At 65.4% G+C, this 14,480-nt stretch carries 14 protein-coding genes; 12 read left to right on the forward strand and 2 right to left on the reverse strand.

Annotated features, from left to right (window positions below; translation table 11 throughout):
• The first annotated feature begins 8 nt into the window (after positions 1-8).
• The 3 genes from QRM95_RS19705 to QRM95_RS19715 all read left to right on the forward strand — a co-directional run bounded on the left by QRM95_RS19705 (position 9) and on the right by QRM95_RS19715 (position 3,040).
• Complete coding sequence (locus tag QRM95_RS19705; protein WP_285249111.1) at positions 9-776, forward strand: SDR family NAD(P)-dependent oxidoreductase; 768 nt, start codon at positions 9-11, stop codon at positions 774-776.
• A gap of 81 nt (positions 777-857) precedes the next feature.
• The gene (locus QRM95_RS19710) at positions 858-2,204 is read left to right on the forward strand and encodes an MFS transporter (protein WP_285249112.1); all 1,347 of its coding nucleotides are present in this window, start codon (positions 858-860) and stop codon (positions 2,202-2,204) included.
• A gap of 29 nt (positions 2,205-2,233) precedes the next feature.
• Positions 2,234-3,040, forward strand: coding sequence for a triose-phosphate isomerase family protein (locus tag QRM95_RS19715; protein ID WP_285249113.1), 807 nt, complete (start codon positions 2,234-2,236; stop codon positions 3,038-3,040).
• Here QRM95_RS19715 and QRM95_RS19720 read toward each other — a convergent pair.
• Entirely contained in the window at positions 2,998-3,480 is a 483-nt protein-coding gene (locus QRM95_RS19720) for an SRPBCC family protein (RefSeq protein ID WP_141180834.1), read from the reverse strand. The two genes, QRM95_RS19715 and QRM95_RS19720, sit on opposite strands and share 43 nt — an antisense overlap.
• Positions 3,477-3,836, reverse strand: a complete 360-nt coding sequence (locus QRM95_RS19725) for an ArsR/SmtB family transcription factor (RefSeq protein ID WP_141161354.1) — start codon at positions 3,834-3,836, stop codon at positions 3,477-3,479. The genes QRM95_RS19720 and QRM95_RS19725 overlap by 4 nt, the downstream gene beginning before the upstream one ends.
• 152 nt (positions 3,837-3,988) lie before the next feature.
• Between QRM95_RS19725 and QRM95_RS19730 the strand changes: the two genes are divergently transcribed.
• From QRM95_RS19730 to QRM95_RS19770, 9 genes are all read left to right on the forward strand, one after another.
• The gene (locus tag QRM95_RS19730) at positions 3,989-4,393 is read left to right on the forward strand and encodes a tautomerase family protein (protein WP_285249114.1); all 405 of its coding nucleotides are present in this window, start codon (positions 3,989-3,991) and stop codon (positions 4,391-4,393) included.
• Between the two features lie 184 nt (positions 4,394-4,577).
• Entirely contained in the window at positions 4,578-5,594 is a 1,017-nt protein-coding gene (gene iolC, locus QRM95_RS19735) for a 5-dehydro-2-deoxygluconokinase (protein WP_141180835.1), read from the forward strand.
• The gene (locus QRM95_RS19740; RefSeq protein ID WP_285249115.1) at positions 5,591-6,529 is read left to right on the forward strand and encodes a Cgl0159 family (beta/alpha)8-fold protein; all 939 of its coding nucleotides are present in this window, start codon (positions 5,591-5,593) and stop codon (positions 6,527-6,529) included. Before iolC ends, QRM95_RS19740 begins: the two co-directional genes overlap by 4 nt.
• 2 nt (positions 6,530-6,531) lie before the next feature.
• Positions 6,532-8,502 (forward strand): 3D-(3,5/4)-trihydroxycyclohexane-1,2-dione acylhydrolase (decyclizing), encoded by a 1,971-nt coding sequence (gene iolD, locus QRM95_RS19745; RefSeq protein ID WP_285249116.1) that lies wholly within the window; start codon positions 6,532-6,534, stop codon positions 8,500-8,502.
• Positions 8,503-8,533: 31 nt separating this feature from the next.
• Positions 8,534-10,048 carry a CoA-acylating methylmalonate-semialdehyde dehydrogenase gene (locus QRM95_RS19750; protein ID WP_285249117.1) on the forward strand — a complete coding sequence of 505 codons (1,515 nt, stop codon included), beginning with the start codon at positions 8,534-8,536 and terminating at the stop codon, positions 10,046-10,048.
• A gap of 75 nt (positions 10,049-10,123) precedes the next feature.
• Entirely contained in the window at positions 10,124-11,035 is a 912-nt protein-coding gene (locus QRM95_RS19755) for a sugar phosphate isomerase/epimerase family protein (protein ID WP_285249118.1), read from the forward strand.
• Positions 11,036-11,064: 29 nt separating this feature from the next.
• Complete coding sequence (locus QRM95_RS19760) at positions 11,065-12,078, forward strand: Gfo/Idh/MocA family protein (RefSeq protein ID WP_285249119.1); 1,014 nt, start codon at positions 11,065-11,067, stop codon at positions 12,076-12,078.
• Between the two features lie 72 nt (positions 12,079-12,150).
• On the forward strand, positions 12,151-13,026 hold the full coding sequence (locus tag QRM95_RS19765) for a sugar phosphate isomerase/epimerase family protein (RefSeq protein ID WP_285249120.1): 876 nt from the start codon (positions 12,151-12,153) through the stop codon (positions 13,024-13,026).
• Positions 13,023-14,462 (forward strand): sugar porter family MFS transporter, encoded by a 1,440-nt coding sequence (locus QRM95_RS19770; protein ID WP_285249121.1) that lies wholly within the window; start codon positions 13,023-13,025, stop codon positions 14,460-14,462. Before QRM95_RS19765 ends, QRM95_RS19770 begins: the two co-directional genes overlap by 4 nt.
• Positions 14,463-14,480: the final 18 nt, after the last annotated feature.

A 14,480-nucleotide genomic window follows, 5' to 3' on the forward strand; every position in this document is an offset into this window, starting at 1 on the left:
GAACGACCATGACTTCATTTCCCACAGAACGCACGGTGATCGTCACCGGAGCCGTGTCGGAGCGCGGCATCGGCCGTGCCACCGCGGAGTACCTGGCCGAGCGCGGCTGGAACATCGGCGTGATCGACCTTGACGATGCCGCCAGCAAGGCACTCGCCAAAGAGCTGGCGGCGAAGCACGGCGTCCAGGCCCACGGCGCCGGCGCCAACATTGGCGACGAAGCCTCAGTGCGCGCTGCCATCGACGAGATCGAGGCCGAACTGCCCCAGCTGGTGGCCCTGACGAACATCGCCGGAGTCAGCTCCCCGGTTCCCTATCTCGAACTCGACGGCGCCGAGTGGGACCGGGTGCTCAACATCAACATGAACGGCGTGCACTATGCGACCCGCCGGGCCGCCGAATCGATGGCCAGGAACCGGCTGGGGCGGATCGTCAACATCTCGTCCGTCTCCGCCCAGCGCGGCGGCGGAACCTTCAGCAAGACCCCTTACTCGGTGGCCAAGGCCGGCGTCATCGGACTGACCCGCGCCACCGCCCGGGAACTGGGGGAGTACGACATCACCGTCAACGCGATTTCGCCCGGTCCGATCGACACCGACATCATGGGCGGCACCCTCAGCGAGGAACGCAAGGATGAACTGGTCAAGGACCTCGTGGTGAACCGGGTAGGCACCACTCGGGATGTTGCGGCAGCCATCGCCTTCCTGATCGGTGAGGACGCCGGGTACATCTCCGGCCAGACGCTGAACGTGGACGGCGGCCTGTACATGCACTGACGGCACCTTGCCGCCACCACCAAGCCCTGCGGGCCGCCGGCCCGCAGGCCCATTACCGTCACCCACTCGAAGGAGAGTGCTGTGTCTGAAACCACCGCAACATCCAAGGAACTCCTGGCCAGGCCGGTCCTGAAGTCCGCGATTTCCAAGGCGGCCCGCAGGCTCATGCCGATGCTGGTCATCCTGTACGTCGTGTCATTCCTTGACCGCACCAACGTCGGCTTTGCCGAGGCGGCCCTGGGAGCAGACAAGGGGGTGTCCGCCGCGGCCTTCGCCCTCGGTGCCGGCATCTTCTTCATTGGCTACGCCATCTTCGAAATCCCCAGCAACCTGCTGCTCAAGAAGGTTGGCGCCAAGGTTTGGCTGGCGCGCATCGCCATCACCTGGGGCATTGTTTCCGCGTGTTTCGCGTTCGTGCAGGGCGAGACCTCGTTCGTGATCCTGCGTTTCCTCCTGGGCGTCACCGAGGCCGGGCTGTTCCCCGGCGTCATCATGTACCTCGCCGAGTGGTTCCCCAACAAGGTCCGGGTCCAGATGTTCGCCATCTTCTACCTGGCCCAGCCGTTCTCCCAGATGATCGGCAACCCGCTTTCGGGCTGGCTGATCAACATTGGCGACCAGGTGCCGGGCCTGCGCGGCTGGCAGGTCATGTTCTTCGTCGAAGGCCTGCTGGCCGTCCTGGCCGGCATTGCGGCCTTCTTCTTCCTGATCAATGGCCCGGAAAAGGCCAAGTTCCTCAGCCGCGAGGAAAAGTATGCGCTGAAGGAGGTCATGGCACTTGAAGACACCATCAAGGACGAGACCGGGCCCCGCGGCATCCTCGCCGCCATGCGCAACGGCCGCGTCTGGTACTTCACCGTGATCTATTTCTGCCTGCAGGTCGCAGTGTACGGCGTGACGTTCTTCCTGCCGCAGCAGGTGTCCTCGCTGACCGGACAGAAGGTGGGCCTCGCCGTCGGCCTGCTCATCGCCGTCCCGTGGTTCTTCGGCATCTTCTCCTGCTACTTCATCGGCAAGGCCGCAGACACGGTGGCCAAGCGCCGCAAGTTCGGCACCATCCTGTTCGTCTCCACCGGCCTGTGCATCTTCGGGTCGGCCTGGGCAGGTACCAACCACCAGCCCGTCCTGGGCATGATCTTCATAACCCTGGCTGTCTGCAGCTTCCTGGCCGTGGGCCCGGTGGTGTGGTCCTATCCCACCGCGTTCCTTGCCGGGTCCGCTGCCGCCGCAGGTATCGGACTGATCAACTCCCTGGGCAACCTGGGCGGCTTCGTGGCACCCATCCTGCGTACCGCTGTTAATGAGGCCACCCAGTCGCCAACGGGTTCCATGGGCGTCTACGCCCTGGGCGTCCTGCCGTTCGTGGCGGCGGCGATGATGTTCGCCACCAGGCGGTTCAAGAACAAGGCCGACGACCTGCTCGACTGAGCGCTCCACACCATCCACGCAAGGAAACCATGAGCACCTCCGGCAGCAGCCCCCTTTACATCGGTGTCAGCACCAAGATGTACCTGGGCTACCAGGCAAGCCTGCGCTGGCTGTCGGAGGTGCGTTCCATCGTAGACAACAGGCCCGGACTGGGCATGGATTCTGCCACGGAGTCCCCGGTCCGGGTCTTCGTCATCCCTTCCTTCCCTGTCCTGGAGCCCGCCGCGCGGATCCTGGCAGGTTCGCCCGTACTCCTCGGCGCGCAGAACTGCGCCTGGGGCGACGGGCCACTGACCGGTGAAGTCAGCCCCGGCATGCTGGCCGAACTTGGCGTCTCCCTCGTCGAGATCGGCCATGCCGAACGCCGCAAACTTTTCGCGGAGGACGACGCCGTGGTGGCACGCAAGGTTCGTGCCGCCGTCGAACAGTCCCTCACCCCGCTGCTCTGCATCGGCGAGCCGGACAGGCTCGACGACGGAGCTGCCGCCGCCTTTTGCGTGCAACAGGTCCGCGCCGCCACGGACGGCGACCCCGCCCTGCTGAACCGCCTGGTCCTGGCCTACGAACCAGTCTGGGCCATCGGTGCGGAGGAGCCCGCCCCACCGCGCCACGTCAACGCCGTCCTGGCGCGGATCCGTGCAGAGCTTGGCCCTGCCTGCCCCCTTATCTACGGCGGCAGCGCGGGGCCCGGACTGCTTCCCCGGCTGCCGGCCGCGGACGGACTCTTCCTGGGCCGTTTCGCCCACGATGCCGACAACCTTGGCCGTGTGCTGGACGAAGCCCTCCTCCTGCGTCAGACCGATGCGCCCGCCAACAGTTCGTCCAGCCGCTCGTAGCCTTCGGACATGCCACCCTCCATGCCTGAGTGCAGCATGCCGTCGCGTGCCTCCATACTCTGGTACATGGCGTGGCCCCGCAGCCGGCACCGGCCGCCGTCGAGCTCCTCGAACGTCATGGACTCCAGGCTGACCGAGTCCGGATAGCCACCGAACTCGAAGGTCTGCAGGGCGAACTCGTTCTCGCGCACCGTGTGGAAGATGCCACGAAACTCGTACGGCACCCCCTCCGGGCCGGTATGGATGTACCGGTAGCTTCCGCCGGTGCGGAAGTCGTAGTGGTCCATTTCCATCTTCATGCCCCGCGGGCCAAGCCATTGGACCACCAGTTCCGGGTCCTTGTGGGCCCGGAACACGTCCGCCACCGGAAAGTCGAACTCACGCTCGAAGTCGATGTAGGGGAGCCCCTCGGGGGCGGTGATCTTCAGTTCGTTGGTCATTTCCTGTCCTTTGCCTTTGGCGCCGTTTGCCCGGCGCTGGATTCAAGCACCGCATCGAGGCTGCGGAACTGCCCTTCGCGGACCAGCCTGTACTGGTCGATCCAGGCAGTGAGCGCCTCCAGCCGTGCAGGGTTCAGGTGGACGGGCCGGCGCTGGGCGTCCCTGCTGCGGGTGACCAAATTTGCCTGCTCGAGTACCTGGATGTGCTTCGAAACTGCCTGTTTGGAAATCTCGAAGGGTTCGGCCAGGTCATTGACGGTGGCCGGACCACGGCTCAACCGGGCGATGATGCGTCGACGAACGGGGTCGGCCAGGGCAAGGAACGCCACATCCAAAGCCGCGTCGTCATCCGCCACGATTCCCACCTTCTCATAATCAACCTAAATGTTTATAAACCTCTAGGTTGATTAATACTAGGCCTGCCTGTCATCATCCGCAAGAGGTGTCTTGCGATATCAAAATCCTGTTTGTTAGTATGTCAGTACAAACTACGTGAAGGAGAAGCTCCATGCCATTGGTTCGCATTGACGTTAACGAAGGCCGCACCGCGGGCGAGCTGCAGCAGCTGAGCCGCGGAATCCACGACGCGATCCTTGCGGAGTACGGCATTCCGGAGCGGGACTACTTCCACATCCTCACCGAGCACCCGCGGGGGCAAATCTTCGCGCAGGACGCCGGACTGGGGTTCGAGCGCACCGGAGGAGTGGTGATGATCCAGATCTTCACCCAGGGCGGCCGGTCCCAGGAGGCCAAGCAACGGCTCTTTGCTGCAGTGGCTGAAAAGCTTGCCGAAGTTGGGGTTGCCGGCGAGGACGTCTTCATCGGCTATGTCGAAAATACTGCCGGCGACTGGTCTTTCGGCTTTGGCCGCGCCCAGTACGTGACGGGCGAATTGGCCGTTCCGCGGAAGTAGCGCGGGCGTGCCCATCCGGGGTGGCTTGTTCGAATCTATGTTGTAAGCATGTCAGTACAAACCTTTGACAGGACATTCGATCTAGGGCAAAGTAGTCCGTGTGGCCCACGCCACGGCCTGCCAGTCCCGGACCTCCTGCTCCGCAAAGGACCCGAGTTCCACACCAGAAAGGTCCACGATCACCGTGACCCACGAGCTTCTTACGATCGGGCGCATCAGCGTTGATATCTACCCGAACGACATCGGGGTTGGCCTGGAGGACGTCAACTCCTTCGGCAAATACCTGGGCGGTTCACCGTCCAACGTCGCTGTTGCCGCAGCCCGCCACGGCCGCCGGACGGGGGTCATTACCCGCACCGGGGACGACGCATTCGGCACCTACCTGCACCGGGAACTGCACAAGTTCAATGTCGACGACACGTTCGTCACGCCGGTAAGGGACTGGCCCACGGCGGTCACATTCTGCGCCATTAAACCGGCCACAGACGAGTTTCCGCTGTACTTCTACGGCCGTTTTCCCACCGCTCCGGACCTGCAGATCAAGGCTGAAGAGCTGGACCTCGAAGCCATCCGCGGGGCCCGCATCTTCTGGTCCACGGTGACCGGCCTGTGCCAGGAGCCTTCCCGCTCCGCGCACCTCGCTGCCCATGAGGCCCGTCCACGCACCGGCCTGGCCGAGGGGCAGTTCACCATCCTGGACCTGGACTACCGGCCCATGTTCTGGGCCTCCGAGGATGAAGCCCGCGCAGAAGTGGCCAGGATCCTCCCGCATGTCACCGTCGCCATCGGCAATGACAAGGAATGCGCCGTGGCCGTAGGGGAGGGAACCCCGGACGAGCAGGCGGACCGGCTGCTGGCCGCCGGCGTCGAGATCGCCGTCGTCAAGCTCGGTGCCGAAGGCGTGATGGCCAAGACGCGTACCGAGCGCGTGGTCTCCGCCCCCGTCCCGGTGGAAACCCTCAACGGCCTGGGTGCCGGTGATTCGTTCGGCGGCGCGTTCTGCCACGGGCTGCTGTCCGGCTGGCCGCTGGAGCAGGTCCTGGACTACGCGAACGCCGCGGGAGCGATTGTGGCCTCCCGCTTGTCCTGCGCCGATGCGATGCCGACGCCGGATGAGGTCACCTCGCTGCTGGCCGAACGCGGCCGTACCGTGCCGGGTGCGGCTTCGGGCGCTTCAATTCCCGAAGGAGCAGCACTGTGACCCTGACGCACGCCGCCTCGACCAACGCCGTGGATGACAATCCCCGCCGCTACGAGCACCTAAGCACCATCCGCCTGGAAGACCCTGACGCTGTGGCCCGCGCCGCGAAGTCCCGCCGCCACCACCCCGGCGTAAAGGCCGGCCGGCAGAACTTCATCGTCGCCGCCGACCACCCGGCGCGCGGTGCCCTGTCCGTCGGCAGCGATCCGGTGGCCATGGCGGACCGGCGCCAGTTGCTGGACCGGCTGCAGATCGCCTTGGCCAACCCGGCCGTTGACGGAGTCCTGGCCTCCCCGGACATCATGGACGACCTGCTCCTGCTGGGCGCCCTGGACGGCAAGCTGGTGTTCGGATCGATGAACCGCGGCGGCCTGTCCGGCCTGGTCAACGAGTTCGACGACCGGTTCACCGGCCACACCGCCGCCGCCCTCGAAGCGCTCGGTGCGGACGGCGGCAAGATGCTGACCCGTATCTGCCTGGGCGACCCGGACACCGTGGCGACCCTGGAAGCGACAGCCAAGGCCATCGATTCCCTGGCGGAGCGGAAATTGATCGCCATGGTGGAGCCGTTCCTGTCCGTCCGCGAAAATGGCCGGGTCCGCAACGACCTCTCCACCAACTCCGTGATCAAGTCCATCGCCATCGCCGAGGGCCTGGGTTCCACGAGCGCCTACACCTGGATGAAGCTTCCCGTGGTGGCGGAGATGGAACGCGTCATGGCCGCCACCACCATGCCAACCGTCCTCTTGGGCGGGGATCCGGACGGATCCCAGGACGAAGTCTTCGCCTCCTGGCAGGCTGCGCTGGCACTGCCCGGCGTCCAGGGCCTCACCGTTGGCCGTACCCTTCTCTATCCCGCGGACGGGGACGTCGCCGGCGCCGTTGCCGCGGCAGCCTCGCTCCTGCACCACACCATAGAATTCCCGGAGAACTAGCCATGGGCACAACTACGCGCAGGATGACGGTGGCCCAGGCCGTCGTCGCATACCTTTCCAAGCAGTACACCGTGGACACGGTGGGCGGCGTTGACTACCGTGAGCGGCTGATTCCGGGCACGTTCGGGATTTTCGGGCACGGCAACGTGGCCGGCGTGGGCCAGGCGCTGAAGCAGTACCAGCAGCAGGACCCGGCCCTGATGCCGTATTACCAGGGCCGGAACGAGCAGGCCCAGGTCCATCAGGCCGTCGGCTATGCCCGGCACACCCGCCGCCGCCAAACGTTCGCCATCAGCACCTCGATCGGTCCGGGTTCGTCCAACCTGCTCACCGGCGCCGCCCTGGCCACCACCAACCGGCTCCCGGTGCTGCTGCTGCCGTCCGATACGTTTGCCACCCGCGCGGCCGACCCCGTCCTGCAGCAGCTGGAGCAGCCCCACGCCTATGACATCACCGTCAACGACGCGTTCCGGCCGCTGTCCAAGTTCTTCGACCGGGTGAACCGTCCGGAGCAGCTGTTCTCCGCGTTCCACCACGGCCTGCGCGTCCTCACCGACCCCGCCGAGACCGGTGCTGTCACGATTTCGCTGCCGCAGGACGTCCAGGCCGAGGCCTTCGACGTCCCCGCCGAGTTCCTGGCGGAGCGGGAGTGGCGGATCCGCCGCCCCGAGGCCGACGACGAGGACATCGCCCGCGCCGCCGCAGCCATCCGCGCGGCGAAGCGTCCGCTGATCATCGCCGGCGGCGGCGTCCTCTACGCCTATGCCAACGAGGAACTGGCAAAGTTCGCCGAGCTGACCGGGATTCCGGTGGGTAACACGCAGGCAGGCGTCGGCGTGCTGCCATGGGACCACCAGTTCTCCCTCGGTGCCATTGGTTCCACGGGCACGACGGCGGCCAACGCCCTCGCCGCCGGGGCGGACCTGGTCATCGGCATCGGCACCCGCTACGAGGACTTCACCACTGCGTCCCGGACCGCGTTCCAGAACCCCGACGTGAAGTTCGTGAACATCAACGTCGCCCCGATCGACGCCTACAAGCACGGCACCGCGCTGCCGATCGTTGCCGATGCCCGCAAGGCCCTGGTCAAGCTCAACGCAGCCTTGGGCGGTTACCGGGTCGGGGCGGACCTGGAACAGAAGGTCGCCGCCGAGAAGAAGCGCTGGAACGCCACCGTGGACGAGGCGTTCGACACCCGGTACACCCCGTTGCCGGCGCAGAACGAGATCATCGGCGCCACCAACCGGGCCATGGACGCCCGCGACGTGGTCATCTGCGCCGCCGGGTCCCTGCCTGGTGACCTGCACAAGATGTGGCGCGTGCGGGACCCGTTCGGCTACCACGTCGAATACGCCTACTCCTGCATGGGCTACGAGATCCCCGGCGGACTGGGAGTCAAGCGCGCCGCCATCGCCGAAGCAGCACGTACGACGGCGGCAGGCGGGTCGGGTGATCAGGTGCGGGACGTCGTCGTGATGGTGGGGGACGGCTCCTACCTGATGATGCACACGGAGTTGGTCACCGCCGTCGCCGAACGCATCAAGCTGATCGTGGTCCTGATCCAGAACCACGGCTACGCCTCCATCGGCTCCCTGTCCGAATCCCTCGGGTCCCAGCGGTTTGGCACCCAGTACCGGGCGCTGGACGAGGAGCAGCACAGCTTCGACGACGGCGAGACCCTGCCGGTGGACCTGGCCCTTAACGCCGAGTCCCTGGGCGTGAAGGTCATCCGGATCGAGCCCGGCGGGAAAGTCATCGCCGAACTGGAACAGGCCATCCGCGACGCCAGGGCCGCCCCCGAGAACAGCGGCCCGATCCTGATCCACGTCGAATCGGACCCGCTCCTTGACGCCCCGTCCTCCGAGTCCTGGTGGGACGTCCCCGTTTCGCAGGTCTCCGAACTGGACTCCACCAAGCAGGCCTTCCAGACCTACGTCGACCACAAGTCCCGCCAGCGCAAACTGCTCGGCTAAGCACACTTTCCACTACTCAAGGAAGAGTCACATGACTGCCACCACCACCGAAACCACGGTTATCAACCACTTCATTAACGGCGCCGAGACCGCCGGCGAAGGCGACCGCACCACGAACGTGTACAACCCGGCCACCGGTGCGGTGACCGGGGAACTGCGCCTGGCCAACCGGGCCGACCTGGACACCGCCGTCGCCGCCGCCCGCAAAGCCGCAGATACTTGGGGCGACATTTCCCTGGCCAAGCGAACCGCCGTGCTGTTCAAGTTCCGCGAGCTCGTCGCCGCCCACGTCGATGAACTGGCCCAGCTGGTCACCGCCGAGCACGGTAAAGTCCTCTCCGACGCCAAGGGCGAGATCGGGCGCGGCCTGGAAGTCGTCGAATACGCCTGCGGCATCCCCACCCTGCTCAAAGGCGACTACTCGGACCAGGTCTCCACCGACATCGATGTGTTCTCCTTCCGCGAGCCGCTCGGCGTGGTCGCGGGCATCACGCCGTTCAACTTCCCGGTCATGGTGCCGTTGTGGATGGCGCCGATGGCGATCGCCACTGGCAACGCGTTCATCCTCAAGCCCTCCGAGCGTGACCCCTCCGCCTCGCTGCTGCTCGCTAAGCTGTGGAAGGAGGCCGGGCTGCCGGACGGTGTGTTCCAGGTCCTGCACGGGGACAAGGAAACGGTCGACGGCCTGCTGACCCACCCGGACGTGGACGGCATTTCCTTCGTCGGGTCCACCCCGATCGCCCAGTACGTCCACGAAACCGCCACGAAGCACGGCAAGCGCGTCCAGGCCCTGGGCGGGGCAAAGAACCACGCCATCATCCTGCCCGACGCCGACCTGGACAACGCCGCCGACCACCTCGCCGCCGCTGCGTTCGGCTCCGCCGGGGAACGCTGCATGGCCATCTCGGTCGCCGTTGCCGTTGGAGACGCCGCCGACGCCCTGGTCGCCAAAGTCCAGGAACGCGCCGAAGCCGTCCAGGTCAACAACGGCACCGAACCCGGCGCCGAAATGGGGCCGGTCATCACCCCGGCCTCCAAGGAACGCATCGTCAAGATTGTCACAGAGGCGGAAACTGCCGGCGCCGCCATGGTGGTGGACGGCCGCGACCTCGTGGTGCCGGGCCACGAGAACGGCTTCTGGGTGGGCCCCACCGTCATCGACCACGTGAAGACCGAAATGACCGCGTACAAAGAGGAAATCTTCGGGCCCGTCCTCGTCGTGGTCCGCGTCGACACCCTTGAAGACGGCATCACGCTGATCAACGCCAACCCCTACGGGAACGGCACCGCCATCTTCACCTCCTCCGGCGCCGCCGCCCGCAAGTTCCAGCGGTCGGTGACCGTGGGCATGATCGGCATCAATGTGCCCCTCCCGGTCCCGGTGGCCTACCACTCCTTCGGCGGCTGGAAAGCATCCCTCTTCGGCGACAAGCACATCTACGGACCCGAAGGCGTATCCTTCTACACCCGCGGCAAGGTGGTCACCTCCCGCTGGCCCGAAACCCACCACGCCTCCGGCGCCTCCTACAACTTCCCCTCCAACTGATCCCCACCGCCACCCTCGCCTCGCAAGCCCGGCCAGGGAACCCTAGCGGCGTGGCCCCTATCAAAGAGACAGACAATGACTGAGAACAAGCTGATCATCGGCACGGCGCCGGACTCCTGGGGCGTCTGGTTCGCAGATGACCCCAAGCAGACCCCGTGGGAACGCTTCCTGGACGAGGTGGCCGAATCCGGCTACAAGTGGATCGAACTGGGCCCCTACGGCTACCTGCCCACAGACCCCGCCCGCCTGGCGGAGGAACTCAAGCAGCGCGACCTGCAGATCTCCGCCGGCACGGTGTTCACCGCCTTCCACCGTGGCCTGGACCAGTGGGAAACAGCCTGGGAGCCGGCCCGCAAGGTGGCTGAACTGACGGCCGCCATGGGCGGTGAGCACATCGTGGTCATCCCGGCCATGTGGCGCGACGACGTCACAGGCGAAGCCGTGGAAAGCGGCACCCTGGACGACAAGGCCTGGAGCGACCTGTTTGACGGCCACAACCGCCTGGGCAAGACCCTCTTGGAGGACTTCGGCCTGAAGCAGCAGTTCCACTCCCATGCCGACTCCCACGTGGGCGCGCAGGCGGACATCGAGACGCTGCTCGGTGCCACGGACCCGCAGTACCTGAACCTCTGCCTGGACACCGGCCACGCCGAATACTGCGGCGCCTCCAGCCTGGAACTGATCAAGAATTACCCGGACCGGATCGGCTACCTGCACCTGAAGCAGATCAATCCGGACATCCTCAGGCGGGTCAACGAGGAAAACATGACCTGGGCAGCTGCCAACCTGGCCGGCGTCATGACCGAACCGCCCAACGGCCTGCCGGACCTGCGCGCCGTCATCGACGCCGTGGAAACGCTCAACCGGCCCATCTTCGGCATCGTGGAGCAGGACATGTATCCCGTGGCCTTCGACGTCCCCATGCCCATTGCCAAGCGCACGCGCAACTACCTGCTGTCCTGCGGCTCCCGCACCGCCGTCAGCTAACCCGCCACAGACACTGAAGGAACAAAACAATGACTGAAACCCTCCGCGTCGCCGTCATCGGCGCAGGCCGCATGGGCGCCGACCACATCCAGCGCCTCAACAAGCGCATCCACGGAGCCGAAGTTGCCGCCGTCGTCGACGTCGACCTTGCCCGAGCCCAGGCCGCCATCGAAGGCATTCCGGGCGCCGTGGCCCTCGCCGATGCCGAGGAAGCGCTCAACAACGGTGATGTCAACGCCGTCCTGATCGCCACCCCCGGCTTCCTGCACGAGGACATCCTGCTCAAGGCCCTCGCCAGGGATATCCCCATCCTCTGCGAAAAGCCGCTCACCCCCGACGCCGCATCCTCCTGGAAGATCGTCGAGGCAGAGGTGGCTCTGGGCCACAAGCGGATCCAGGTGGGCTTCATGCGCCGCTTCGACGCCGAGTACGCCACGCTGGGTTCGATCATCCGCAACCACGAACTCGGCGAACTGTTGATGCTGCACCACCAGCACCGCAACCCGAGCACCCCCGAGGGCTTCACCAACGAGATGCTGATCAACGACTCCGTGGTCCACGAGTTCGACGCCATCCGGTTCTTCACGGGTGAGGAAATCACCAGTGTCCAGGTCCGCCTGGGCAAGGCCACCCGGAACGCCCCGAACGGCCAGCACGACCCCCAGCACGTCCTGCTGGAGACCGAGTCCGGCGTGCTGGCCGACGTCGAAATCTACGTCAACGCCAAGTTCGGCTACGAGGTGGCCACCCAGGCCTCGTTCGAGGACGGCATCGTCAGCATCGGCGGCGACAAGGGGCCCTACACCCGCAGCTCCGGCCGCTGGGGCGGCAACGTCTCCCCGGGCTTCGAAGAGCGCTTCGGTGCGGCGTACGACGTCGAAATCCAGTCATGGGTTGATGCGGCACTTAAGGGCGAAATCGGCGGCCCCTCCGCCTGGGACGGGTACGCCACCGCGGCGTGCTGCGAAGCAGGCGTCGAAGCGCAGAAGAATGGTGAAAAGGTCGCCGTGAAGCTGGCCGCAAAGCCCGACCTCTACAAGTAGGACAAACAAGGGGACGGAATGCATTCCGTCCCCTTCTCCTGCCCCCTGACTGATCCACAATGGAGTGTTTTCGTGAAAATCGCACTTGACCCCACCCCGTTCCACCACTCGCACAGCCTGCTGGAGTTCCCCAAGGTGGTGGCGGACCTTGGCTACAAGTACATGCAGATGACCCCGCACGCGGACTTCATCCCCTTCTTCAACCACCCCAAGGCGGACGATGAGCTGGTGGGCCAGCTGAAGAAGGCCTGCAAGGATGCCGGAATCGAGATCGCCTCGGTCCTGCCGGTGCTTCGCTGGTCCGGCCCGGACGAGGACGCGCGTGAGGCCGCCGTCCGCTACTGGAAACGTGCCATCCAGATCACCGTGGACCTGGGCGTCAGCACCATGAACACCGAGTTCAGCGGCAGGCCGGAAAAGGCCGAGGAATCCGAGCGGGCGTTCTACCGTTCCATGGAGGAACTGCTGCCCATCATCGAGCGTGAGGGCATCGACCTGCTGATCGACCCCCACCCCGACGACTTCGTGGAGGAAGGCCTCGCCGCCATCCGCGTGATCCGGGGCGTGAACTCGAAGAACGTCGGCATGGTCTATGTGGCGTCGCACAGCTTCCACATGGAGAACTCCCCGCTGGACATCATGCGGGCGGCGGGGGACAAGCTCCGCCTGGTCCACGTGGCCGACACCATGGATCACCACGCCTCACACGGGCTGCGCTACATCACCAACCCGCCGGGCAACCCGGTCCGCGTCCACCAGCACCTGAAGATCGGCGACGGCGACGTCAACTGGGACGAGTTCTTCGGCGGCCTGAAGGAAATCGGCTTCCTGGACCGCGAGAATACTGTGATGGTCTCCAGCGTCTTTGCCGAAAACGAATATGCCGAAGAGGTCTCCCGCTACCAGCTGGAAACCATGAAGCAGTACGTCCAAAAGGTAAGCCTATGAGTTCGCCTGCCTCCGGGAGGTCAGCGTCCATGCAGCCCGGCAACCATCACCGGGCCCTGCGGACCGTCACCATCATCTCCACCTTCGGCGGCCTGCTGTTCGGCTACGACACCGGCGTGATCAATGGCGCACTGCCGTATATGCAGGAGGACCTGGGCCTTACGCCGCTCACCGAAGGCCTGGTCACATCGTCCCTGCTGTTCGGTGCAGCCTTCGGCGCCCTGTTCGGCGGACGCCTGGCGGACCGCAACGGCCGACGCAAAATGATCATGGTGCTGGCGGTCATTTTCCTCGCGGGCACCATCGGCTGCACCTTCTCGCCCAACACCGGGGTGATGATCGCCGCCCGGTTCATCCTGGGACTCGCCGTGGGCGGGGCATCGGTGACAGTGCCGGTGTACCTGGCGGAGGTATCGCCGAGCAACCGGCGCGGCCGGATCGTCACCCAGAACGAACTCATGATCGTCACCGGGCAGCTGCTTGCGTTCATCTTCAACGCCTACCTGGGCAACTCCTTCGGTGAATCGCACGGCATCTGGCGCTGGATGCTGGTCATCGCCACCCTGCCCGCCATCGCGCTGTGGATCGGGATGAACTTCATGCCCGAGAGTCCACGCTGGCTGGCCTCCATCGGCAGCTTCGGCGAGACGCTCAGCGTACTGCAGCGGATCCGGTCGCAGGAGGAAGCCCGCAGGGAATTCGAGGAAGTCAAGGCCATGGCCGTAGAGGACTACAAGTCCAAAATGGGTTCATGGAAGGACCTGGGCATCCCGTGGCTCCGCAGGATCTTCGTGGTGGGCCTGGGCCTCGCGGTGATCCAGCAGATCACCGGCGTGAATTCGATCATGTACTACGGCACCCAGATCCTCTCGCAGTCCGGCTTCGGACGCGAAGCTGCCTTGACGGCCAACATCGCCAATGGGGTCATTTCGGTACTGGCCACGTTCGTGGGGATCTGGCTGCTGGGCAGGGTGGGGCGGCGCAGGATGCTGATCACCGGGCAGGTGGGGACCACCACGGCACTGTTGCTGATCGGCTTCTTCTCGCTGATCCTGCCGGAAGGCTCCGCCCGGGGCTTCGTCATCCTGGCACTCACTGTGACGTTCCTGGCCTTCCAACAGGGCGCAATTTCCCCGGTCACCTGGCTGATGCTCTCGGAAATCTTCCCGCTGAAGATCCGCGGCCTGGGCATGGGGGCCTCGGCCTTCCTGCTGTGGATCGTGAACTTCCTGATCGGATTCGGGTTCCCGCAGCTGCTGGCCGCCATCGGCATCTCCAACACGTTCTTCGTGTTTGCAGTCCTTGGTGTGGGGGCCATCGCCTTCGCCGCGAAATACGTTCCCGAAACCAAGGACAAAAGCCTTGAGGACCTGGAGCACTACTTCAAAAACGTCGCCGGCGGCAAAGCTGAGGCGTCCGCCGCGAAGATTTCCTGACCGGACCAGCCACACCCG

The organism is Pseudarthrobacter sp. efr-133-R2A-89 (assembly GCF_030209315.1).
Classification (GTDB): Bacteria; Actinomycetota; Actinomycetes; order Actinomycetales; family Micrococcaceae; genus Arthrobacter.

What these genes read in the sequence shown, in the direction of transcription:
- QRM95_RS19755 (WP_285249118.1), top strand. Translation starts at nt 10,124, where the DNA reads ATGACTGAGAACAAGCTGATCATCGGCACGGCGCCGGACTCCTGGGGC.
- QRM95_RS19720 (WP_141180834.1), bottom strand. Translation starts at nt 3,480, where the DNA reads ATGACCAACGAACTGAAGATCACCGCCCCCGAGGGGCTCCCCTACATC.
- iolD (WP_285249116.1), top strand. Translation starts at nt 6,532, where the DNA reads ATGGGCACAACTACGCGCAGGATGACGGTGGCCCAGGCCGTCGTCGCA.
- QRM95_RS19760 (WP_285249119.1), top strand. Translation starts at nt 11,065, where the DNA reads ATGACTGAAACCCTCCGCGTCGCCGTCATCGGCGCAGGCCGCATGGGC.
- QRM95_RS19770 (WP_285249121.1), top strand. Translation starts at nt 13,023, where the DNA reads ATGAGTTCGCCTGCCTCCGGGAGGTCAGCGTCCATGCAGCCCGGCAAC.
- QRM95_RS19730 (WP_285249114.1), top strand. Translation starts at nt 3,989, where the DNA reads ATGCCATTGGTTCGCATTGACGTTAACGAAGGCCGCACCGCGGGCGAG.
- QRM95_RS19750 (WP_285249117.1), top strand. Translation starts at nt 8,534, where the DNA reads ATGACTGCCACCACCACCGAAACCACGGTTATCAACCACTTCATTAAC.
- QRM95_RS19705 (WP_285249111.1), top strand. Translation starts at nt 9, where the DNA reads ATGACTTCATTTCCCACAGAACGCACGGTGATCGTCACCGGAGCCGTG.
- QRM95_RS19715 (WP_285249113.1), top strand. Translation starts at nt 2,234, where the DNA reads ATGAGCACCTCCGGCAGCAGCCCCCTTTACATCGGTGTCAGCACCAAG.